The 21,296-nt window shown below is 70.8% G+C and carries 17 protein-coding genes; 11 read left to right on the top strand and 6 right to left on the bottom strand.

Going from position 1 to position 21,296, the window contains the following annotated elements; genetic code table 11:
- From ABZ371_RS12145 to ABZ371_RS12105, 9 genes are all read left to right on the top strand, one after another.
- Window positions 1–682: GNAT family N-acetyltransferase (locus tag ABZ371_RS12145; protein ID WP_358677196.1), on the top strand; the 682-nt coding region annotated here is incomplete at its 5' end.
- Window positions 683–1,005: 323 nt separating this feature from the next.
- Window positions 1,006–2,343 carry a crotonyl-CoA carboxylase/reductase gene (ccrA, locus tag ABZ371_RS12140; RefSeq protein WP_358677193.1) on the top strand — a complete coding sequence of 446 codons (1,338 nt, stop codon included), beginning with the start codon at window positions 1,006–1,008 and terminating at the stop codon, window positions 2,341–2,343.
- A gap of 8 nt (window positions 2,344–2,351) precedes the next feature.
- Window positions 2,352–4,364 carry a protein meaA gene (locus ABZ371_RS12135; protein WP_358677190.1) on the top strand — a complete coding sequence of 671 codons (2,013 nt, stop codon included), beginning with the start codon at window positions 2,352–2,354 and terminating at the stop codon, window positions 4,362–4,364.
- Window positions 4,361–5,335: a CoA ester lyase gene (locus tag ABZ371_RS12130; protein ID WP_358677188.1), complete on the top strand. Its 975-nt coding sequence runs from the start codon at window positions 4,361–4,363 to the stop codon at window positions 5,333–5,335. Before ABZ371_RS12135 ends, ABZ371_RS12130 begins: the two co-directional genes overlap by 4 nt.
- Window positions 5,336–5,337: 2 nt before the next feature.
- The gene (locus ABZ371_RS12125; protein ID WP_358677185.1) at window positions 5,338–5,871 is read left to right on the top strand and encodes a MaoC family dehydratase; all 534 of its coding nucleotides are present in this window, start codon (window positions 5,338–5,340) and stop codon (window positions 5,869–5,871) included.
- Window positions 5,868–7,073: an acyl-CoA dehydrogenase family protein gene (locus ABZ371_RS12120; RefSeq protein ID WP_358677182.1), complete on the top strand. Its 1,206-nt coding sequence runs from the start codon at window positions 5,868–5,870 to the stop codon at window positions 7,071–7,073. Before ABZ371_RS12125 ends, ABZ371_RS12120 begins: the two co-directional genes overlap by 4 nt.
- Window positions 7,074–7,253: 180 nt before the next feature.
- Window positions 7,254–7,901: a phosphatidylserine decarboxylase gene (locus ABZ371_RS12115; RefSeq protein ID WP_358677179.1), complete on the top strand. Its 648-nt coding sequence runs from the start codon at window positions 7,254–7,256 to the stop codon at window positions 7,899–7,901.
- Window positions 7,888–8,748 (top strand): CDP-diacylglycerol--serine O-phosphatidyltransferase, encoded by an 861-nt coding sequence (gene pssA, locus ABZ371_RS12110; protein WP_358677176.1) that lies wholly within the window; start codon window positions 7,888–7,890, stop codon window positions 8,746–8,748. The genes ABZ371_RS12115 and pssA overlap by 14 nt, the downstream gene beginning before the upstream one ends.
- 189 nt (window positions 8,749–8,937) lie before the next feature.
- The gene (locus tag ABZ371_RS12105; RefSeq protein WP_358677173.1) at window positions 8,938–11,073 is read left to right on the top strand and encodes a SpoIIE family protein phosphatase; all 2,136 of its coding nucleotides are present in this window, start codon (window positions 8,938–8,940) and stop codon (window positions 11,071–11,073) included.
- A 114-nt stretch (window positions 11,074–11,187) separates the two neighbouring features.
- On the opposite strand, the gene ABZ371_RS12100 is transcribed toward ABZ371_RS12105, so the two are convergent.
- Window positions 11,188–12,543, bottom strand: coding sequence for a glycoside hydrolase family 5 protein (locus ABZ371_RS12100; protein ID WP_358677170.1), 1,356 nt, complete (start codon window positions 12,541–12,543; stop codon window positions 11,188–11,190).
- A gap of 384 nt (window positions 12,544–12,927) precedes the next feature.
- Between ABZ371_RS12100 and ABZ371_RS12095 the strand changes: the two genes are divergently transcribed.
- Window positions 12,928–15,282 (top strand): discoidin domain-containing protein, encoded by a 2,355-nt coding sequence (locus ABZ371_RS12095; RefSeq protein WP_358677167.1) that lies wholly within the window; start codon window positions 12,928–12,930, stop codon window positions 15,280–15,282.
- A gap of 70 nt (window positions 15,283–15,352) precedes the next feature.
- On the opposite strand, the gene ABZ371_RS12090 is transcribed toward ABZ371_RS12095, so the two are convergent.
- From ABZ371_RS12090 to ABZ371_RS12070, 5 genes are all read right to left on the bottom strand, one after another.
- Complete coding sequence (locus tag ABZ371_RS12090) at window positions 15,353–16,600, bottom strand: ABC transporter substrate-binding protein (protein ID WP_358677165.1); 1,248 nt, start codon at window positions 16,598–16,600, stop codon at window positions 15,353–15,355.
- Window positions 16,597–17,640: a branched-chain amino acid ABC transporter permease gene (locus tag ABZ371_RS12085; RefSeq protein WP_358677199.1), complete on the bottom strand. Its 1,044-nt coding sequence runs from the start codon at window positions 17,638–17,640 to the stop codon at window positions 16,597–16,599. The genes ABZ371_RS12090 and ABZ371_RS12085 overlap by 4 nt, the downstream gene beginning before the upstream one ends.
- A gap of 79 nt (window positions 17,641–17,719) precedes the next feature.
- Window positions 17,720–18,610, bottom strand: coding sequence for a branched-chain amino acid ABC transporter permease (locus ABZ371_RS12080; RefSeq protein WP_358677162.1), 891 nt, complete (start codon window positions 18,608–18,610; stop codon window positions 17,720–17,722).
- Window positions 18,607–19,419: an ABC transporter ATP-binding protein gene (locus ABZ371_RS12075; RefSeq protein WP_358677160.1), complete on the bottom strand. Its 813-nt coding sequence runs from the start codon at window positions 19,417–19,419 to the stop codon at window positions 18,607–18,609. Before ABZ371_RS12075 ends, ABZ371_RS12080 begins: the two co-directional genes overlap by 4 nt.
- Window positions 19,407–20,207 (bottom strand): ABC transporter ATP-binding protein, encoded by an 801-nt coding sequence (locus tag ABZ371_RS12070; RefSeq protein WP_358677158.1) that lies wholly within the window; start codon window positions 20,205–20,207, stop codon window positions 19,407–19,409. Before ABZ371_RS12070 ends, ABZ371_RS12075 begins: the two co-directional genes overlap by 13 nt.
- 233 nt (window positions 20,208–20,440) lie before the next feature.
- Between ABZ371_RS12070 and ABZ371_RS12065 the strand changes: the two genes are divergently transcribed.
- Window positions 20,441–21,181 carry a helix-turn-helix domain-containing protein gene (locus ABZ371_RS12065; protein WP_358677156.1) on the top strand — a complete coding sequence of 247 codons (741 nt, stop codon included), beginning with the start codon at window positions 20,441–20,443 and terminating at the stop codon, window positions 21,179–21,181.
- Window positions 21,182–21,296: the final 115 nt, after the last annotated feature.

Raw genomic sequence — 21,296 nt, 5'->3', positions numbered from 1 at the left:
CGCGTCCCCGGGGGTGAAGCCGGCCGCCGCCGCCGCCGACGCGCAGATCGCGTACTACACGACCCTGGGGCACGCGGAGTTCGAGTGGAAGACCTACTCCCACGACGGGCCCCGCGACCTGGGCCGGCGGCTGCTCGCGGCCGGCTTCACCCCCGGGGACGCGGAGACCCTGCTGGTCGCACCCGCGGCGGGACTGTCCACGTCCGCTGTGCTGCCGCGGGGGGTCGAACTGCACCCGGTGACCGACGCCGCCGGGGTGGAGCTGATGGTCCGGGCCCACGAGGCGGCCTTCGGCGACGACGGTTCACGGTTGCGCCACGGGACCATGGCCCGCCTCGCCGCGGCCCCCGGGACGTTCGTCGCGGTGGTCGCCGTGGCGGGCGGCGAACCGGTGGCTTCGGCCCGGATGGAGCTGCACCCCGGCACCGGCTTCGCCGGACTGTGGGGCGGTGGGACGGTGGCGTCCTGGCGCGGCAGGGGCGTCTACCGGGCCCTTGTCGCCCACCGGGCGCGCATCGCCGTGGAGCGGGGCTACCGCCACGTGCAGGTCGACGCGACGGAGCTGTCCGCCCCGATCCTGCTCCGCCTCGGCTTCACGGCGCTGGGCACGACGACGCCGTACGTGTACCGCACCACGCCGCGGCTCGCGCAAAGAGGGACCGAACCGGCATACCGCGCATGATGTTGCTCATGCGTGCCGGCGAGATGACAACTGAGAGAAATTGTTGGCACTGGGTGCCTTGCCACCTGTCACGCAGTGCCATACGTTGAAGGTGTCCGGGCGGCCGGCGTGCAGAGACCTCTCGCACGTCGGCTGTCCCCGCAAACCACGTGTCTGCGCGCCCGGGCGCCTGCGTCACAGGCAACCCTTCTGCTCCACCGAGCAAGCCGAAGCACCACCCGCCGAACCGACGGCACACCTCCACACCGCTCAGCTCCCCTGCCCACAGGGGCCCTCCGGCGTTCCCTCGACGCCGGGGACCCGATCTTGCCGGAGGCATCACCGTGAAGGAAATCCTGGACGCGATCCAATCGCAGGACAGCACCACCGCGGACTTCGCGGCCCTGTCCATCCCCGAGTCGTACCGCGCGGTGACCGTGCACAAGGACGAGGCCGACATGTTCGCCGGCGTCGCCAGCCGCGACAAGGACCCCCGCAAGTCCCTCCACGTCGAGGACGTGCCCGTGCCCGAGCTGGGCCCGGGCGAGGCCCTGGTGGCGGTCATGGCCAGCTCGGTCAACTACAACTCCGTGTGGACGTCGATCTTCGAGCCCGTCTCGACCTTCGGCTTCCTGGAGCGGTACGGCAAGCTCAGCGACCTCAGCAAGCGCCACGACCTCCCGTACCACGTGATCGGCTCCGACCTCGCGGGCGTCGTGCTGCGCACCGGACCCGGCGTCAACGCCTGGAACCCGGGCGACGAGGTCGTCGCGCACTGCCTGTCCGTCGAGCTCGAGTCCAGCGACGGCCACAACGACACGATGCTCGACCCCGAGCAGCGCATCTGGGGCTTCGAGACCAACTTCGGCGGCCTCGCGGAGATCGCGCTCGTCAAGTCGAACCAGCTGATGCCGAAGCCCCAGCACCTCAGCTGGGAGGAGGCCGCCTCCCCGGGCTTGGTCAACTCCACCGCGTACCGCCAGCTCGTCTCGCGCAACGGCGCCGGCATGAAGCAGGGCGACAACGTGCTGATCTGGGGTGCGAGCGGCGGACTCGGCTCGTACGCCACCCAGTTCGCGCTGGCCGGCGGCGCCAACCCGATCTGCGTCGTCTCCAGCGACCAGAAGGCCGAGATCTGCCGGAAGATGGGCGCGACCGCGATCATCGACCGCAACGCCGAGGGCTACGCGTTCTGGAAGGACGAGCACCACCAGGACCCGCGCGAGTGGAAGCGCTTCGGCAAGCGCATCCGCGAGCTGACCGGCGGCGAGGACGTGGACATCGTCTTCGAGCACCCGGGCCGCGAGACCTTCGGCGCGAGCGTGTACGTGACCCGCAAGGGCGGCACCATCGTCACCTGCGCCTCGACCTCGGGCTACAACCACGAGTACGACAACCGCTACCTGTGGATGTCCCTCAAGCGGATCATCGGCTCCCACTTCGCGAACTACCGCGAGGCGTGGGAGGCCAACCGCCTGATCGCCAAGGGCAAGATCCACCCGACGCTCTCCAAGGTCTACTCCCTGGAGGACACCGGCCAGGCCGCGTACGACGTCCACCGCAACCTCCACCAGGGCAAGGTCGGCGTCCTGGCGCTGGCACCCCGCGAAGGCATGGGCGTGCGGGACACGGCGCTGCGCGAGCAGCACATCGACGCCATCAACCGCTTCCGCGACGTCTGAGGTCGGCGATGAGCGAACGTCAGAAGGACCGGCCGTGGCTCATGCGGACGTACGCCGGCCACTCGACCGCCGAGGCGTCCAACGAGCTCTACCGGCGCAACCTCGCCAAGGGCCAGACGGGTCTGTCGGTCGCGTTCGACCTGCCCACCCAGACCGGCTACGACCCCGACCACGTCCTCGCCCGCGGTGAGGTGGGCCGGGTCGGGGTGCCCGTCTCGCACCTCGGCGACATGCGGCGGCTGTTCCAGGACATCCCCCTGGAGCAGATGAACACCTCGATGACCATCAACGCCACCGCGATGTGGCTGCTGGCGCTCTACCAGGTGGTCGCCGAGGAGCAGGGCGCCGACCCCGACAAACTCCAGGGCACGACGCAGAACGACATCGTGAAGGAGTACCTGTCACGGGGGACGCACGTCTTCCCGCCGGGCCCCTCGCTGCGGCTGACGACCGACATGATCACGTACACGGTCGACCGCATCCCGAAGTGGAACCCGATCAACATCTGCAGCTACCACCTGCAGGAGGCGGGGGCCACTCCGGTCCAGGAGATCGCCTACGCCATGTCGACGGCCGTGGCGGTGCTCGACGCGGTGCGCGACTCCGGCCAGGTGCTCGAGGAGCGGCTCGGGGACGTCGTCGCCCGCATCTCCTTCTTCGTCAACGCGGGCGTCCGCTTCGTCGAGGAGATGTGCAAGATGCGCGCCTTCGGCCGTATCTGGGACCAGGTCACGCGCGAGCGGTACGGCATCGCGGACCCCAGGCAGCGCCGCTTCCGCTACGGCGTGCAGGTCAACTCCCTGGGGCTGACCGAGGCGCAGCCGGAGAACAACGTCCAGCGCATCGTGCTGGAGATGCTGGCCGTCACCCTCTCCAAGGACGCCCGCGCCCGCGCCGTGCAGCTCCCCGCGTGGAACGAGGCCCTGGGGCTCCCCCGGCCGTGGGACCAGCAGTGGTCGCTGCGCATCCAGCAGGTGCTCGCCCACGAGAGCGATCTGCTGGAGTACGAGGACATCTTCGCCGGATCGCACGTCGTCGAGGCGAAGGTCGAGGAACTGGTCACCGAGTCGCTGGCCGAGATCGACCGGATCCAGCAGATGGGCGGCGCGATGGCCGCCGTCGAGTCGGGCTACCTCAAGTCGGAGCTCGTCTCCTCGCACGCGGCACGGCGGGCCCGGATCGAGGCCGGCGAGGAGAAGATCGTCGGCGTCAACATCTACGAGACGACGGAGCCCAACCCGCTGACCGCCGACCTGGACGCGGCGATCATGACGGTGGATCCCGAGAACGAGGCCCGGGTCGTCGCCGCGCTGCACGAGTGGCGCGACAACCGCGACGAGGCACGTGCCACCGAGGCGCTGACCGCGCTGAAGAAGGCCGCGGCGGGGACCGCGAACATGATGGAGGCGACCGTGGAGTGCGCGCGGGCCGGCGTCACCACGGGCGAGTGGTCCTGGGCCCTGCGCGACGTGTTCGGCGAGTTCCGGGCTCCCACCGGCGTCTCGTCCGCGCCGCTCGCCGTCACCGCCGAGCCCGGCACCCCGCTCGCCCTCGTCCGCGAGAAGGTCACCCGCACCGCCGGGGACCTGGGCGTGGGCCGGCTGCGCCTGCTGGTCGGCAAGCCGGGCCTGGACGGGCACTCCAACGGCGCCGAGCAGATCGCCGTACGCGCCAGGGACGCCGGCTTCGAGGTGGTCTACCAGGGCATCAGGCTGACGCCCGAGCAGATCACCGACGCCGCGCTGGCCGAGGACGTGCACTGCGTGGGCCTGTCGATCCTGTCGGGCTCGCACGCCGAACTGGTGCCGGACGTGCTGCACCGGCTGCGCGAGGCCGGGGCACCGGACATCCCGGTGATCGCGGGCGGGATCATCCCCCCGGCGGACGCCGCCGCCCTGATCGCGGCCGGCGTGGCCGCCGTGTTCACCCCGAAGGACTTCGGAATCACCGAGATCATCGGCCGTATCGTCGACGAGATCCGGAAAGCGAACAAGCTCGACCCCCTGGAGGTTCCCGCATGACCACGCCCTCGTCCCCCGTGAACCGGCTGCGTCCGCGCCGGTCCTGCCTGGCCGTGCCCGGCTCCAACCCGAGGTTCCTGGAGAAGGCCCAGGGCCTGCCGGCCGACCAGGTCTTCCTCGACCTGGAGGACGCCTGCGCCCCGCTCGCCAAGGAGGGCGCCCGGCACCACATCGTCGACGCCCTGAACAACGGCGACTGGACCGGCAAGACGCGCGTCGTACGGGTCAACGACTGGACGACGCACTGGACGTACCGCGACGTCATCACGGTCGTCGAGGGCGCCGGCCCGAACCTCGACTGCATCATGCTGCCGAAGGTCCAGGACGCCCAGCAGGTCGTCGCCCTGGACCTGCTGCTGACCCAGATCGAGAAGACGATGGGCTTCGAGGTGGGGAGGATCGGCATCGAGGCGCAGATCGAGAACGCCAAGGGCCTGGTGAACATCGACGAGATCGCCGCCGCCTCGCCCCGCCTGGAGACCCTGATCTTCGGCCCCGCCGACTTCATGGCCTCGATCAACATGAAGACGCTGGTCGTCGGCCAGCAGCCGCCCGGCTACCCGGCGGACGCGTACCACTACATCCTGATGCGCATCCTGATGGCGGCCCGCACGCACGACCTCCAGGCCATCGACGGACCGTTCCTGCAGATCCGCGACGTGGACGCCTACCGCGAGGTCGCGGGGCGCGCCGCCGCGCTGGGCTTCGACGGCAAGTGGGTGCTGCACCCCGGTCAGGTGGACGCCGCGAACGAGGTCTTCTCCCCCTCCCAGGAGGACTACGACCACGCCGAGCTCATCCTCGACGCGTACGACTGGTGCACCTCCGAGGAGGGCGGCAAGAAGGGCTCGGCGATGCTCGGCGACGAGATGATCGACGAGGCCAGCCGCAAGATGGCACTGGTCATCGCGGGCAAGGGCCGCGCGGCCGGAATGCAGCGCACCTCCAAGTTCGAAGCCCCGGAGGCCTGATCATGCAGTTCGGACGCACCTTTGAGGAGTTCGAGGTCGGTGCTGTCTACAAGCACTGGCCGGGGAAGACGGTCACGGAGTACGACGACCACCTCTTCTGCCTGCTGACCATGAATCACCACCCTCTGCACATGGACAGCAACTACGCCGGGAAGACCACCGATTTCGGGAAGAACGTGGTCGTCGGCAACTACATCTACTCGCTGCTGCTCGGCATGTCGGTGCCCGACGTCTCCGGAAAGGCGATCGCCAACCTGGAGGTCGAGTCGCTGAAGCACGTGGCCCCGACGTTCCACGGCGACACGCTCTACGGCGAGACGACCGTGCTCGACAAGACCCCGTCGAGGTCCAGGAGCGACCGGGGCGTCGTGTACGTCGAGACGAAGGGCTACAAGCAGGACGGCACGCTCGTCTGCGTGTTCCGCCGCAAGGTGATGGTCCCCACCGAGACGTACATCGAGGAGCGCGGCGGCGAGCAGCCCGGCCGCCCGGAGCTGAATCAGCCGTCGAGCAAGAACGTGGAGAAGCAGCCGTGAGCCGACTCGCCCGCACCGCCGGCCTGACCGACGTCCAGCAGGAGATCCTGTCGACGGTCCGCGATTTCGTGGACAAGGAGATCATTCCCGTCGCGACGCAGCTGGAGCACCGCGACGAGTACCCGACGGACATCGTCGAGGGGCTCAAGGAACTCGGCCTGTTCGGGCTGATGATCCCCGAGGAGTACGGCGGCCTGGGCGAGTCGCTCCTCACCTACGCGCTGTGCGTCGAGGAGATCGCCCGCGGCTGGATGAGCGTGTCCGGCATCATCAACACGCACTTCATCGTGGCGTACATGCTCAAGCAGCACGGCACCCAGGAGCAGAAGGACACGTTCCTGCCGCGGATGGCGCTCGGCGAGGTCCGCGGCGCGTTCTCGATGTCCGAGCCGGCGCTCGGCTCCGACGTCTCCGCGATCTCGTCGAAGGGCGTCAGGGACGGGGACGAGTACGTCCTCGACGGCCAGAAGATGTGGCTGACCAACGGCGGCACCTCGACGCTGGTCGCCGTCCTGTGCCGGAGTGACGAAGGACACCCCGAGGGCACCGCCCCGCACAAGTCGATGACGACCTTCCTGGTGGAGAAGGAGGCGGGCTTCGGAGAGGTCCGCCCCGGTCTCACCATCCCGGGGAAGATCGACAAGATGGGCTACAAGGGCGTCGACACGACCGAGCTCATCATGGACGGACTACGCATTCCGGCCAATCGCGTACTGGGCGGCACGACCGGGCGTGGTTTTTACCAAATGATGGACGGCGTCGAGGTAGGGCGCGTGAATGTCGCCGCACGTGGCTGCGGTGTCGCACAGCGTGCCTTCGAACTGGGTGTTTCGTACGCCCAGCAGCGCCACACCTTCGGAAAGCCCATCGCCCAGCACCAGGCGATCCAGTTCAAACTGGCCGAAATGGCCACCAAGGTCGAAGCGGCCCATGCGATGATGGTGAACGCGGCACGCAAGAAGGACTCCGGGGAGCGGAACGACCTGGAGGCAGGGATGGCGAAGTACCTCGCCTCCGAGTACTGCAAGGAAGTCGTCGAGGACGCCTTCCGTATCCACGGCGGCTACGGCTTCTCCAAGGAGTACGAGATCGAGCGCCTCTACCGCGAGGCCCCGATGCTGCTGATCGGTGAAGGTACCGCCGAGATCCAGAAAATGATCATCGGTCGCCGGCTCCTCGAGGAGTACCGGCTCCCAGGCTGATTATCCCTTTCGAGGTGGTTTGGTGGCGAAGAAGATCACATCGAGTGCACCGCGCCGGGGTCCCGTCAGCCGTCCGACTCGGCTGCTGGCTTGCCCAGTTGCCGCTCGCACCCGATAGCATCGCCGAAAGCCGCCGTCCCCCCGTTGCCAGCGCGGCATCATCCGCTACGAAGGTCATCCATGCCCGACAGCCAATTCCCTGCACCGCGCGGAGGGGTCCGCCTCGCCCGCGGAGCATCGCCGTGGCTCCTCCCGACCGTCGCCACCGCGGCACTCAGCCTCGCCCGGGCCCGCAAGTCCGGACGCTGGGCCGCCGTGGCCGTGCCCACCACCGCGCTCGCGGCGGGCATGCTGTGGTTCTTCCGTGACCCCGAGCGCGAGATCACCCAGGGCCGCGTCATCTCGCCGGCCGACGGCGTGGTGCAGAGCATCATGCCGTGGAAGGACGGGCGCACCCGCGTCGCGATCTTCATGAGCCCCCTCAACGTGCACGTCAACCGGGCACCGCTGTCCGGCACCGTGACGTCGGTGGAGCACATCCCGGGTGGGTTCGTGCCGGCGTTCAACAAGGAGAGCGAGAACAACGAACGCGTTGTCTGGCACTTCGACACCGAGCTCGGCGACATCGAGATGGTGCAGATCGCGGGAGCGGTCGCCCGTCGCATCGTGCCCTACGTCCCGCAGGGCACGAAGGTGGAGCAGGGCGAACGCATCGGCCTGATCCGGTTCGGCTCGCGGGTCGACATCTACCTTCCGGAAGGTATCGATGTCGCGGTCGAGGTCGGCCAGGCCACCACCGCGGGGGTGACTCGAATTGACCGTGATTGATCCCGATACACAGGCCGGCTGGGTTCCGGAGGCCGACGACGAGGACGCCGACGGCACGCAGGACATGCCGCTGTCGATGAGGCTGTCGATAGCGGACACCCTCACGCTGGGCAACGCCACGTGCGGTTTCATGGCGGTGTACTTCACCACCACGGGGATCCTCATCCCGCACCTCACCGGCAGCGACGAGTCGGGCATGGCCCGGCACTCCGCCGCCACCGCGGTGATCCTCATGCTCATGGCGGCCGTGTTCGACCTCTTCGACGGACTCGTGGCGCGCAAGCTGCGGTCCTCGCCGATGGGGGCGGAGCTGGACAACCTCTCCGACCTGATCAGCTTCGGACTGGCTCCGGCCTACTTCGTCCTGGTGTACGGGATGGTCGCGGACGACGCGCACCAGCGGGTGTCGGCGCTCGCGGCGATCGTGGTGCTGCTGGCGGTGGTGCTCAGGCTTGCGCGCTTCTCGTGCGTGACCCTGAAGGACGGCATGTTCCAGGGCATGCCGAGCCCCTTCGGGGCGCTCACGGTCGTCTCGATCGTGCTGCTGGAACTGCCCTTCGTGCCCACGCTGCTCGCCATCATCGGCGTGGCGTGGCTGATGGTCAGCCGGGTCGAGTACCCCAAACCGCGGGGCGTCCTGGCGGTGGCGATGCTCAGCTGGATCGTGGCCGCGATGGGCCTGCTGGCCGCGTGGGCGTTCGACGCCCCCGGCGGTCAGCTGCTCCTCCAGACCGGCTGTGCGCTCCAGGTCGTCCTGGGGGCGGTGATCCCGCTCTTCGCCACGGCACGGCGGGTGAACACCTTCCGCGACAACCGGCGCGAGGCACGGGCCGCACAGCTCCCGTAGCCGCCCGGTACGAACGCCCTGAGGGCCCGGATGCTCCCCGGCATCCGGGCCCTCGTGCGTACGGGGGTCCGCCCGGGGCCCGGGCCCCGATCGGGAGCGCCGCTCCCCGGCCGCGCCGTGTCGGCCGTTCGTACGTACCGTGCCCGGCAGCGGGTGCGCGGCGGCCTGTCGCGGGGGACGCTGGAAGGTGTGCAGGACCATGCCGCTTCCGGTGCCGCCGCGGGTTCGGGCACGGAGCTGCTGGACAGCGCCGTGGCCGACCTCATCCGTGGGACCGGCGCGTCCGTGGCGATGCTGTACCTGCTCCCGCGGAACGACACCACGCTGCACCTGGCGGTGCTCGCCGGGGCACCCGGACCCCTGGCCGCCCCGTGGGCCCGGGTGCCGCTGGTCGCGCCGATGCCGGTGGCCGACGCGGTACGCCACCGGAGCCTGATCTGGCTCGGCAGCCAGGAGGAGCTGGCCAGACGGTATCCCCGGCCGGCGCTGGTCCTCCCCTACCAGTTCGCGCTGGGCGCCGCCCCGATCAGGACCGGCGCGACCGACCGGGGCGGTCTGGTACTGCTGTGGCCCGGCTCGCATTCCGCGGAGATGGCCCCGGAGGAACGCCGGGCCGTCCTCGGCGGCTGCCACCGCCTCGGGCAGCTTCTGGTGCAGGCCGAGAGCAGCGGGCACCCCGTGCGCCCGGGGGGTCATCCCCGGGTGCTGCCACCTCCGGCGCCGCCCCCTCCCGGGCCGGCCGAGGGCGCCGCCGCCATGGAGTTCGTCCAGCGGCTTCCGGGCGGAAGCTGCGCCCTGGCGCTGGACGGGACCATCACCTTCCTCACCGGCGCCGCGGCGGAGCTCCTGGGGACCCCGGCGGCGGAGCTGCTGGGCACCCTCCCCTGGGTCTCGCTCCCCTGGCTCGACGACCCGTCCGTCGAGGACCACTACCGGGCCGCGGTCATCAGCCGCCAGCAGACGTCCTTCACCGTGCTGCGGCCCCCGGACCGGTGGCTGTCCTTCCACCTCTTCCCGAACGCCACCGGTCTGAGCGTCCGCATCCTGCCCGCCACGCGGCCCGACCCGGCCGACGAGCCGCCGGCGTCGCTGCCTCCGACCTCGGCCGTACCGAACCGGGCGACCGCCCTGTACCACCTGATGCACCTCGCGGCGACGCTCACGGAGGCGGTCGGCACCCGGGACGTGATCGAACTCGCCGGGGACCAGCTCCTGCCGGCCTTCCGCATCCAGTCCCTCGTGGTGCTGACGTCGACGCAGGGGCGGCTGCGCGTCGAGGGCCGCCGCGGCAGCCACCCGGCGTTGATGGACCGCTTCGACGGTGCCCCGCTGACCGCGGACACACCGGCCACCCACGTGCTCCTGACCGGCGTCCCCGGCTTCTTCGACGACTTCGCGGAGCTGGAGCGCGCCTACCCCACCGCCGGGCTGCGGAACGCCGTCGCCGCCTGCGCCTTCCTGCCTCTGATCGTCTCCGGGCGGCCGGTCGGCTCGCTGGTCCTCGCCTACGACCGGCCGCATCGCTTCGAGCCCGAGGAACGCGCCCTGCTCACCTCGATCGCGGGGCTGCTCGCCCAGGCCCTGGACCGCGCCCGCCTCTACGACACCAAGGACCGGCTCGCCCACAGCCTCCAGGCCCACCTGCTGCCGCACACCCTGCCCCGGATCCCGGGGCTCGACGTCGCCGCCCGCTACCTCCCGGCCACCCGGGGCATGGGGATCGGCGGGGACTTCTACGACCTGATCCAGCTGGACGAGACGACCGCGGCGGCCACCATCGGCGACGTACAGGGCCACAACGTGAACGCCGCCGCGCTCATGGGCCAGGTCCGCACAGCCGTCCACGCCTCCGCCGGCGCACCGCCCGACGAGGTGCTGGCGCGGACCAACCGGCTGCTCACCGACCTCGACCCGGGTCTGTTCACGAGCTGCCTGTACGTCCACCTCGATCTGGCGGGGCACACGGCCCGCCTGGCGACCGCGGGCCACCCCGCTCCGCTCCTGCGGCAACCGGACGGGCAGACCGAGCCACTCGACCTGCCCCCCGGCCTGCTGCTCGGCATCGATCCGGCGTCCCGCTATCCGACGACCGAGATCGCCCTGCCGCCCGGCGCGGCGCTCGCCCTCTTCACCGACGGACTGGCCGAAGCCCCCGGCGTCGACTTCGACGACGCCACCGCCGCGCTGGCGGAGCACTTCGCGCTGGCCCTGGACCAGACCATGGACGAGGTCGCCGACACTCTGGTGCGGTACGCCGAGCGCTTCACGCCCGGGACCGACGACATCGCCCTGCTCCTCATCAACGCCCGGCACACGGGCTCCTGAGGGACCGCGGCCGCGGCGGCGGGCGGTCCCGCGCCGTGGGAGTCCCGGGGCGCCGAGGCGGTGGGTGTCATCGGCGCCCCGGGACGGTCTGCGGGTGGTGCCGCGGCCGGTGGATCAGCCGCCGTACAGGTCGGTGAGGCTGATGCCCGTGGTGCTCGCCGGGCCCCCGAGCCTGACCTGGTGGTCCAGGCTCACGAACTTGCCGCCCGACTGCCAGAGAGCGGGCTTGAGCAGCGCGTACTTGGCCTCGTCCCAGGTCGCCCAGTCGTAGCCCAGCAGCCCGCCCGTGTCACCGGAGTTGGGGTTGAGGCACCAGAAGGTGTGGTGCAGGCCGTTGTCCACGATCAGGTCCCGGAGCGCGGTCATCCACTTCTGGTTCGGCCCGTTGTCGAGGTGGCCGCCCCACTCGCCGATGAACAGCGGCGCGGTGCCCTCCTTGTGCAGGTAGAGCCAGTTGGGGCCCCACACGTCGCGTTCCAGCGTGGCGCGGTTCCAGGTGCCCTGGAACCAGGGCTGCTGGTACACGAGCGGACCGTAGTCGTGCGGGGAGTAGACGAGCTGGTCCTGCTGCGCGCCGAGGTCGACGGGGTGGTCCCTGGCCCCTCGCAGGTTTCCGCCCCACCACATGCCGTGGTAGTCGGTCGCCGCGGTGGAGGTCCAGTTCACCCCGTCCTTCGGGTAGACCTCGATGCCCTCGCACATGACGAGGACGTGGGGGTTGACGGCGAGGATCCGCTTGCCGGCGGTCTCGCAGGCGTACTTGAAGTTGTCCTGGTCGGCGGACCCGTCCCACTTGGCCCGCGGGCTCTCGGACTGCTTGCCGTGGGGCTCGTTCTTGACGTCCATCGCCACGAGGGTGTCGTTGTCCTTGTAGCGGCCGGTCACCCACTCCCAGGCGGAGTAAAACTGCTCGGAGGTGATCGTCCCCTTCCACCACACCGGATGGACGTGGCCGGAGTTGTCGGCCTCGGCGCTGTGGACGTCCAGCATCACCTTGACGCCGTACTTCTCGGCCACACCGAGGAAGGCGTCGAAGACCTGCAGCGTGGTCTTGTCCTTGAGCTCCGGGTTGGCCCAGGTGTTGACCGCGCTGGACACCGCGGCCTGCCCGTTCTTCCACTCCAGCAGGAGCTGGGTGGAGATCGGCACGCGGACGATGTTGATGCCGCGCTCCGCCATCTGCCGGGTGACCGTGTCCAGGTTGGCGGACCAGAGCCCGTGGAAGACACGCTCGGTGGCGTTGAAGCCGAACCAGTTGGCCCCGGTGAGCTGGACCCGGTTGCCCCGCTCGTCGACGATCCGGTTGCCCTGGGTGTGCAGCCAGTCCTTGGTGCCGGCCGCGCTCGCCGTACGTGCCGCGGGCGCGGACGCCCGCTCCGCCGACTGCGCGGCCACCGGGCCGGACAGCACCATCAGCACGGCGGTCGCGGTGGTGGCGGCGGCCAGGGCCGCCCCCAGCCGTGTTCTCATCGGTGACTTCATCCGTCGTCGCCCTTCAGGGGGGTAAGGCGGGCAGAGGTGCTTGGGAGCGCTCCCATGTGTTGTTCACATGAAGCCAGCGGACCGGCGGACCTGTCAATGGACATGTCAAACTTCACTTCTTGAAGGCGGCCCGGGCGGCGCCCGTCACCGGCTCACCGCGCCCACGCCGACGCGAGGAGGCGGCCGGGCGGAGCGGTGACCGACCGTCCGGGACCGGGCGCCGGGGCGGAGAGGCCGCGTTTTCCCGTCGTTGAGTCACAAATTTGAGCACCAAAGACAGAATCTTGCGCAGCAGCATGGACTTCCTTGCGCCGCTCCTCCTAGCCTGTGGGGCGTCCGAAGAGCCCCACGAGCCGCAAGGACGACCCACACGTGACCCCACGCCACAGGCACCGCCTGTTCAGACGCTCCGTGTCCGCTTCCCTCTCCCTGGCCCTGACCGCCGTCGGCACCGCCGCCGCGGTCGTGCTGGCCGGCGCACCCGCGGCCCAGGCCGCCGCCGTGCCCGCGCCCTCCCCGGTCGGCATATCCGGCCGGGGCGCCACCGTCCCGTTCAAGGAACTGGAAGCCGAGTACGCCGCCACCAACGGCTCCCTGATCGGCCCCGACCGCCTGTACGGCTCGCTGCCCTCGGAGGCGTCGGGCCGGCAGGCCGTCACGCTCGACGCTCCGGGTGAGTACGTCGAGTTCACGCTCACGGCCCCCGCGAACGCCATGAGCTTCCGCTACTCGCTGCCGGACAGCGCCGCCGGGACGGGGCGGGACTCCTCGCTCGACCTGCGGGTCAACGGCTCCTCGCTCAGAAGCGTGCCGGTGACGTCGAAGTACGGCTGGTACTACGGGGGTTACCCCTTCAACAACAACCCGGGCGACAGCAACCCGCACCACTTCTACGACGAGACCCGGACCATGTTCGGATCCACCCTCGCCGCGGGCACGAAAGTGCGGCTCCAGGTGACCTCCACGGCCGCGTCGCCCTCGTTCACGATCGACCTGGCGGACTTCGAGCAGGTCGGCGCCCCCGTCGGCAGGCCGTCGGGGGCACTGGACGTGGTGGGCGACTTCGGCGCCGACCCGACCGGCTCCGCCGACTCCACCGCGAGGATCCAGGCCGCGGTCGACGCGGGCCGCGCACAGGGCAGGGAGGTGTACATCCCGCAGGGCACCTTCAAGGTCACCGACCACATCGTCGTCGACAAGGTGACGCTGCGCGGGGCGGGCCCCTGGTACAGCATCCTGACCGGCCGCCACCCGACCGACCGGAGCAAGGCGGTCGGGGTGTACGGCAAGTACGCGGCGCAGGGCGGCAGCAGCGATGTCACCCTCAGGGACTTCGCCGTCATCGGCGACATCCGTGAGCGGGTGGACAACGACCAGGTCAACGCCATCGGCGGCGCCATGTCCCACTCGGTCGTCGACAACGTCCTGATGCAGCACACCAAGTGCGGCGCCTGGATGGACGGCCCGATGGACGACTTCACCATCAGGAACAGCCGGATCCTGGACCAGACCGCCGACGGTGTGAACTTCCACTACGGCGTCACGAACTCCACGGTGACCAACACCTTCGTCCGCAACACCGGCGACGACGGCCTGGCCATGTGGGCGGAGAACGTCCCGAACGTGAGGAACCGGTTCACGTTCAACACGGTGGTCCTGCCGATCCTCGCCAACAACATCGTCACGTACGGCGGCAAGGACATCACCATCTCCGACAACGTCATGTCGGACACCGTCACCAACGGCGGCGGCCTGCACATCGCCAACCGCTACCCGGGGGTCAACTCGGGCCAGGGCACGGCCGTGTCGGGCACCCACACCGCTGCCCGCAACACCCTCATCCGCACCGGGAACAACGACTACAACTGGCGCTTCGGCGTCGGCGCGATCTGGTTCAGCGGACTCAACGAGCCGATCAGCAACGCCACCGTCAACATCACCGACAGTGAGATCCTCGACAGCTCGTACGCGGCCATCCACCTGATCGAAGGCGCGAGCAACGGGCTGCACTTCGACAACATCAAGATCGACGGGGCCGGCACCTACGCCCTGCAGATCCAGGCCCCGGGCACGGCGTCCTTCAACAGGGTCGTCGCCACGCACATCGCCCAGTCCAACCCGATCCACAACTGCGTGGGCAGCGGCTTCCAGATCACCCAGGGCACCGGCAACTCCGGCTGGTACGCGAACCCGCCCGCCTGCACGGGTGTCTGGCCCGACCCGGTGTGGACCAACGGCGGGATACCGGGTGGCGGCGGCCCCACGGACCCGACAGACCCCACGGACCCGACCGATCCGCCCGAGGAGACGGGGAACCTCGCCCAGGGGCGCCCGGTCACCGAGACCGGCCACGCCGACGTGTACGGGGCGGCCAACAGCGTCGACGGCAACGCGAGCAGCTACTGGGAAAGCCGCAACAACGCCTTCCCGCAGTCCCTGACCGTCGACCTGGGCGCCCCCAAGGCGCTGAAGCGGCTGGTGCTGAAGCTGCCCCCGGCCGCCGCGTGGGCGACGCGCACCCAGACGATCGGGGTGTCGGGCAGCACCGACAACTCGGCGTACACCTCGCTGAAGGCGCCGGCGGGGTACACGTTCAACCCGTCGAGCGGCAACACCGCGACCGTCGGCCTCCCGGGGACGCCGGTCCGGTACCTCCGGCTCACCTTCACCGCCAACACCGGCTGGCCGGCCGGTCAGCTGTCCGAACTGGAGGCATACACCCACTGACCGCGCACGGTGGTGGGACCGGCCCCCGTGGCCGGTCCCGCCACCGTGCGGGCATGATCGGACAGCCCGGTCAGGAACGCGGGAAGGTCTTCGCGGCCGGAGCGACCTCGGCCGGGCGGACGACCTTGAGCCCGCCGGAGGACTTCGCGTCCGGCTTCATGACGACGGTCTCCAGGCTGGACGGCGCCGCCGGGTCGGTGAAGTCGTGGGCGACCCCGAAGTCACCGAAGCCCTTCACCGAGAGCAGCGCCTCGTCGACACCGGCACGGGTGAGGTCCTTGGAGGAGCAGGACTTCTTCAGCGCCTCACCGAACAGGGACGCCGCCTGGTAGCCGGCGATGACCCCGTTGTCCAGGCCGTCCTTCGGGTACTCGGCCGCGTACGCCTTGGCCAGGTCGGACGTCCCCTTGGCGGGATCACCGATGGGCAGGGAGGGCGCGCCGATGTAGTAGTCCTTCTGGAGGGCCGCGCCGGCCTGGGTGGCGAGGAGCTGGGGCGCGTAGGCGGAGTTGTTGCCGACGACCGGGACGTCGAAGCCGGTGGCCGCCGCCACGCCGACCAGCGAGGCCGCCTGGCGGGGGCCGGCGCTGACGACGATCGCCTTGACACCGGCCTGCTTGAGCGCCGATACCTGGGCGGTCATGTCGTTGTCGGTCGGCTTGATCTTCTGCTCCACGACCGTGAGCCCCGCCTCCTTCGCGGCGTGCTTGGAGCCCGCGAGGGCGTTCTCGCCGTAGTCGCCCTCGAAGTACACGTGGCCGATCTTGTCGCCCTTGGCGATGCGCTTCCCGTCGAGCAGGAAGTCGATCAGGTTGACCGTCTCGATGTCGTAGGTGGCACCGATGACCCGGATGTACTTCGAGCCGAGGAGGTTCGCCGACCAGGCCTGCGGCAGCACGACCGCCTTGTCCTGGCCGTCGATGCGCTGTTCGACGGCGGCCACGAAGGGCGAACCGAGGAACTGCGAGAAGCCCAGGACGTCCGGCTCCAGCTCGGTGTAGGCGGCGACCGCCTTCTGCGGGTCGTAGCCGTGGTCGCGGACCGTCAGCTCGATCTGCCGGTCGCAGATGCCGCCCGCCGCGTTGGTCTGCTTCACCCACAGCTGCTGGGCCTGGGTGACGCTCTTGCCCAGCGAGGCGTACACACCGGTCATGTCGGTGAGCGCGCCGAGGGTGATCTTCTTGTCGCTGACCCCCTCGCCCGTCTTCACGCCGCCCTTGTCGGCGGCCGCGCCGTCATCCGTCTTCGCCTTCCCGCTGCAACCCGTCACGGCGAGGGCGAGGGCCGCGAGGACCGCTCCGTAGACACGCAGTTTCATTTCTTCTCCCCAGATTTCCTCGGACGCGCAATGCCGCCGGGCAGGAACAGGACGACCGCGACCACCGCGGCGCCGTAGAGATAGCGGGACGCCTCACCTGGTGCGATGCCGCCCGTACCGGGGGCGGAGACCAGCGGGAGGGAGTCGCTGTAATGGGTCAGCACCTGCGGGAGCAGCGAGACGAACGCGGCGCCGGCGACGGCTCCCGCGACGCTGCCGAGCCCGCCGATGACGATCATGGCGAGGTACTCGAGTGACAGGACCATGCCGAAGTACTCGGGCACGGTCCGCTGGAAGACCAGGGCGAGCAGGACGCCCGCGAGGCCCGCGTACATGGAGGACAGGACGAACACCGCGGCCCGGTACCGTGCCACCGGGACACCCATCACGCCGGCGGCGATCCGGTGGTCCCGGACGGCGTTCAGCGCACGGCCCGGCCTTCCCCGCAGCACACCGCGGGCGAAGAACCCGCCGGCGGCGAGGACGAGCAGGGCCAGGTACCAGAGCTTCTCGGAGGACTGGAAGGGCACCGCCGCGACGACCACCTCGGTGTCGTCGAACGTGAAGCCGAACAGCGACAGCGGGGGCACCGAACGGCCGTTGAAGCCGCCGGTGAGCGAGCCCGCGTTGAAGAGCACGTGCTGGCCGATGAAGATCAGCGCGAGCGTGGCGATACCCAGGTAGGCGCCGCGCAGCCGGCCCGCGATCGGGCTGAACAGCCCGCCCGCCGCGCCCGCCAGCAGCACGGCGAGGATCGCCGCGAGCCAGGTCGGCAGGCCGAGCCCGCTGATGTCGTGGCCGTTCTCCGAGCTGCTCTCCCCGGCCAGGACGCTGTAGCCGTACGCGCCCACGGCCAGGAAGAACGCGTGGCCCATCGAGAGCTGTCCGGTGCTGCCGGTGAGCAGGTTCAGGCCGATGGCCCCGATCGCGGCGGCCATCGCGAAGAGGCCGGCCTGCAACCAGAAGCGGTCCAGGTAGAACGGGAACAGCAGGAGCAGGACCGATCCCGCGAGCCACAGGTAGGTGCGGGGCCTGCGCAGACCCGCGGTGAGCGGTGATCCGGTGCCGGACGCCGGTGCGGGGGCCGCCTCGGCGTCCGTGACGGTGGTGGACGTGGCCTCAGACACGGGCGAGCTCCTTCGTGCCGAAGAGTCCCGCGGGCCTGACGAGCAGGACGGCGATCATCACGAGGTAGGGCGCGAGGTCACCGATACCGCGGCCGAGGAAGGACAGGTCGCTCTGGTAGCCGGTGGCGAGCGATTCGGTGACGCCGACGACGAGCCCCCCGACCAGGGCCCCGGTCGTCGAGTCGAGGCCCCCGAGGATCGCGGCGGGGAACGCCTTGAGCGCCGCGAAGGAGGTGGCCCGCTCCAGGCCCGGGGTGGGGAAGACGGTGAGGAAGAGGGCCGCGACCGCGGCGAGGGCCCCCGCGACCGCCCAGGCGGACAGCGAGACCCTGCCGAGCCTGATCCCCATCAGGGCCGCCGTCTGCGGGTTCTCCGCCGCGGCCCGCATCGACACCCCCCAGGAGGTGTAGCGGAAGGCGAGCAGGAACACGGTGATGAGCAGCCCGGCGACGACGAAGGCCGCGATCCTGGTCTCCGCCAGGGTGACACCGCCGACGGTGACGACGCCGTCGCCCCACGGGTCGCCGAGCGCGAGGACCTCCGTGCCCATCCGCCGGGTGAGTTCGGTGGTGATGAGGATGTCGACACCGATGGTGACGATGGCCAGGACGCTGTGGTCGCTGCCCCGGTAACGGCGCATCACGAGGAACTCGACGGCGGCCCCGACGACGGCGGCGCCCGCGATACCGGCACCGAGCGCGGGCCAGAAGCCGATGTCGTCGTGGAGGACCGCGGTGACGTACCCGCCCGCCAGCAGCAGGGAGGCGTGCGCGAAGTTGACGACCTCGGTGGCCTTGAAGATGACGACGAAGCCGAGCGCGATCAGTGCGTAGACCGATCCGATGGCGAGTCCGCCGAGAAGGAGTTCGATGAAGGTGGTCATTCCTGAGTCCCCAAGTAGGCCTGGACTACGGCCGGATCGTTCTGGACCTCGGCCGGCGGGCCGCCGGCGATCCTGCGCCCGAAGTCGAGTACGGTCACCTCGTCCGCGAGGCGCATCACCACGCCCATGTCGTGTTCGACCAGCACGATCGAGATGCCGAGGCTGTCGCGGACGGCAGCGACGACGGCCGCGACACGGCGCCGCTCGTCGGCCGTCATGCCGGCGATGGGCTCGTCCAGGAGCAGGACCTGCGGTTCCATGCAGAGCGCCCGGCCCAGCTCGACGAGCTTCTGCTTCCCGTACGGCAGGATCCCGGCGGGCCTCTCCAGCTCCCGTTCCAGGCCGATGAACTCGGCTATCTCCCGGACGCGTTCGCGGTGCACGCGTGCCTCACGGGATGCCGAGGGAAGCCGCAGCCCGGCGGCCAGGAACCCGGTGCGGGTGAGGCGGTGCCGGCCCAGCAGCAGACTGTCGGCGACCGTGGCGTGCGGGGGAAGCGCGAGGTTCTGGAAGGTGCGGGCGACGCCGAGGCCGGCGATCCGGTGCGGGGCGAGGCCGGTGAGTTCCGTGGTCCCGAGGTGCACGGAGCCGGAGGTGGCGCGGTAGACGCCGGAGAGCACGTTGAAGGTGGTGGACTTGCCGGCGCCGTTGGGCCCGATCACGGCGTGCACGCTGCCCGGTGCGACGGTGAAGGAGACGGCGTCCAGGGCGGTGAGACCGGCGAAGCGCACGGTCACGTCGCGGACGGTCAGCGCGGCCGGGGCGGTGGGCGGTGCCGCCGCGGCGGGGGCGGTGCTCACGCGGACCACCTGCTCAGCGAGCGGGAGGGCGCCGCGACGGCCCGCGTCGCGTCCTCGGCGGCCGTCTCGTCGACCACGCCGAGATAGCGCCTGCGCACCTCGTCGGAGGCGGCGAGCTCGTCGGCCGGCCCGTGGAGCGCCACCTCGCCGACGTCCAGGACGTAGGCGGTGGAGGCGAGCCGCAGCGCGATGGCCGCGTTCTGCTCCACGAGCATCACCGAGGTGCCGCCCGCGTTGATCTCCTGGACCGTCTCGGCGATCCTGGCGGCCATCAACGGCGCGAGGCCGAGGGACGGCTCGTCCAGGAGCAGCAGGCGGGGCCCGGCCATCAGGGCCCGGCCCATGGCCAGCATCTGCTGCTCCCCGCCGGAGAGCAGTCCGGCCCGCTGGTGCGCCCGCTGGGCGAGGACCGGGAACAGTTCGTGCACGCGCTCGAGCGCCGTGGCGACGGCCCTGCGCCCACCGCGGGCTCCAAGAGCACCGGCCCGCAGGTTGTCGGCCACCGTCATGCGGGCGAACACCTGCCGGCCCTCCGGCACCTGGATCACCCCGGCGGCCACCACCTGGGCGGGGCGCAGCCCGTCCAGGGGCCGGCCGTCGAAGCTGATGCTGCCCGTGCCCGTCCCGCGGTGGAAGCCGAGGGTCCGCGACACGGCCCGCAGCAGCGTGGTCTTGCCGGCGCCGTTGCCACCGAGTACGGCGGTGATCGCGCCGGCCGGCACGTCGACGGAGACGTCGCGCAGTGCCCGTACCGGGCCGTAGCCCACGGACAGTCCGCGGATCTCGAGCGTTGCCATGCGTCCTCCTCCTTCCGACTGGTCGTCGTGGTGCCACAGACCAGCAGCGGGCGCGGCGCGCGTCCACGGTGCGCGGCGCACTCGCTGCGGCTGACCAGTGATCGGAGGGGGCCGTTGTGCACGCGCACAGAGGGGGCGGGACCGGCGCCGTACCGCGTGCGGCCGGTGGCATCGTCACCAGCCATGAGCGGCCCGGCCGCACCCCGGCCGTCCACCGCAGATCGGAGGGGAACATGCGGCGGCGCAGTGACGAGGAGGGCCCGGCGCTTCTCGACGCCCTGCTGGAGGGGCGGCCGGAGCCGGGTCCGGCGGCCCGCGCGGCGGCCGCCCTGGGTCTGCCGGAGCGGGGCCGCTACGCCGTGGCGGTCTTCCCGGCGGGCGGGGGCGGGCCCGCCGGGAAGACCGTGCCGGCGGACGGCATGCGGTTCTTCCGGCGGACCCGGCAGGACCGCGACGTCCTCGTCGTCGCCCTCGGCGACGAGGACGCGGCCGCGCTCGTCCCGCTGCTGGGGCGCTGGTGTCCGGGGCCCGGCGGGATCGGCCCGGTGGCCCAGGGCCTAGCCGGACTGGGCGCGGCCCGCCGGCTGGCCGATGTGGCACTGCTGACCTGTCCGCCGGGGGCGGCGGGGATCGTCCGGCTGGAGGAACGGCTGCCGGCGGCTCTGGTGGTGAGCCAGCCCGATCTGTCGGCCCGGCTCGTCGCGGACGTCTTCGGGCCGCTGCTGGCCCTGGAGGAGGCGGACCGGGCGCTGCTGCTGCGGACTCTGGTCACGTGGCTGGAGTGCGGCGGCTCGGCGGGGCGGGCGGCGGGCCGCCTGTACTGCCACCGCAACACCGTGCTCAATCGCCTGCGACGGCTGGAACGGCTGACGGCCCGCTCGCTCTCACGGCCGAGGGAACTGGTCGAGATGATGCTGGCGCTCAGCGCGCTCGAACTGTCGGCTCCGTCGCGAGGGGTCGGGGAAGCGCCGTGAGGAGGTCGTGACGGGTGCCGCTGCGTCGGTGCCGGGGGGCGTCACGGGGCGTTACGGGAACGTACGGGGTGGGCTCGGGGCGTTACGGGGACGTACGGGGTGGGCTCGGGGCCGG

The sequence above is a fragment of the Streptomyces sp. NPDC005899 genome, assembly GCF_040629645.1.
Classification (GTDB): domain Bacteria; phylum Actinomycetota; class Actinomycetes; order Streptomycetales; family Streptomycetaceae; genus Streptomyces.
Note: the sequence above shows the minus strand (reverse complement) of the source record. Positions and strands in the feature narration are given on the sequence as shown.

Excerpts from the sequence above, each read along its gene's own strand:
- ABZ371_RS12135 (WP_358677190.1), top strand. The coding sequence starts at position 2,352 with ATGAGCGAACGTCAGAAGGACCGGCCGTGGCTCATGCGGACGTACGCC.
- ABZ371_RS12130 (WP_358677188.1), top strand. The coding sequence starts at position 4,361 with ATGACCACGCCCTCGTCCCCCGTGAACCGGCTGCGTCCGCGCCGGTCC.
- ABZ371_RS12125 (WP_358677185.1), top strand. The coding sequence starts at position 5,338 with ATGCAGTTCGGACGCACCTTTGAGGAGTTCGAGGTCGGTGCTGTCTAC.
- ABZ371_RS12115 (WP_358677179.1), top strand. The coding sequence starts at position 7,254 with ATGCCCGACAGCCAATTCCCTGCACCGCGCGGAGGGGTCCGCCTCGCC.
- ABZ371_RS12100 (WP_358677170.1), bottom strand. The coding sequence starts at position 12,543 with ATGAGAACACGGCTGGGGGCGGCCCTGGCCGCCGCCACCACCGCGACC.
- ABZ371_RS12090 (WP_358677165.1), bottom strand. The coding sequence starts at position 16,600 with ATGAAACTGCGTGTCTACGGAGCGGTCCTCGCGGCCCTCGCCCTCGCC.
- ABZ371_RS12080 (WP_358677162.1), bottom strand. The coding sequence starts at position 18,610 with ATGACCACCTTCATCGAACTCCTTCTCGGCGGACTCGCCATCGGATCG.
- ABZ371_RS12070 (WP_358677158.1), bottom strand. The coding sequence starts at position 20,207 with ATGGCAACGCTCGAGATCCGCGGACTGTCCGTGGGCTACGGCCCGGTA.
- ABZ371_RS12065 (WP_358677156.1), top strand. The coding sequence starts at position 20,441 with ATGCGGCGGCGCAGTGACGAGGAGGGCCCGGCGCTTCTCGACGCCCTG.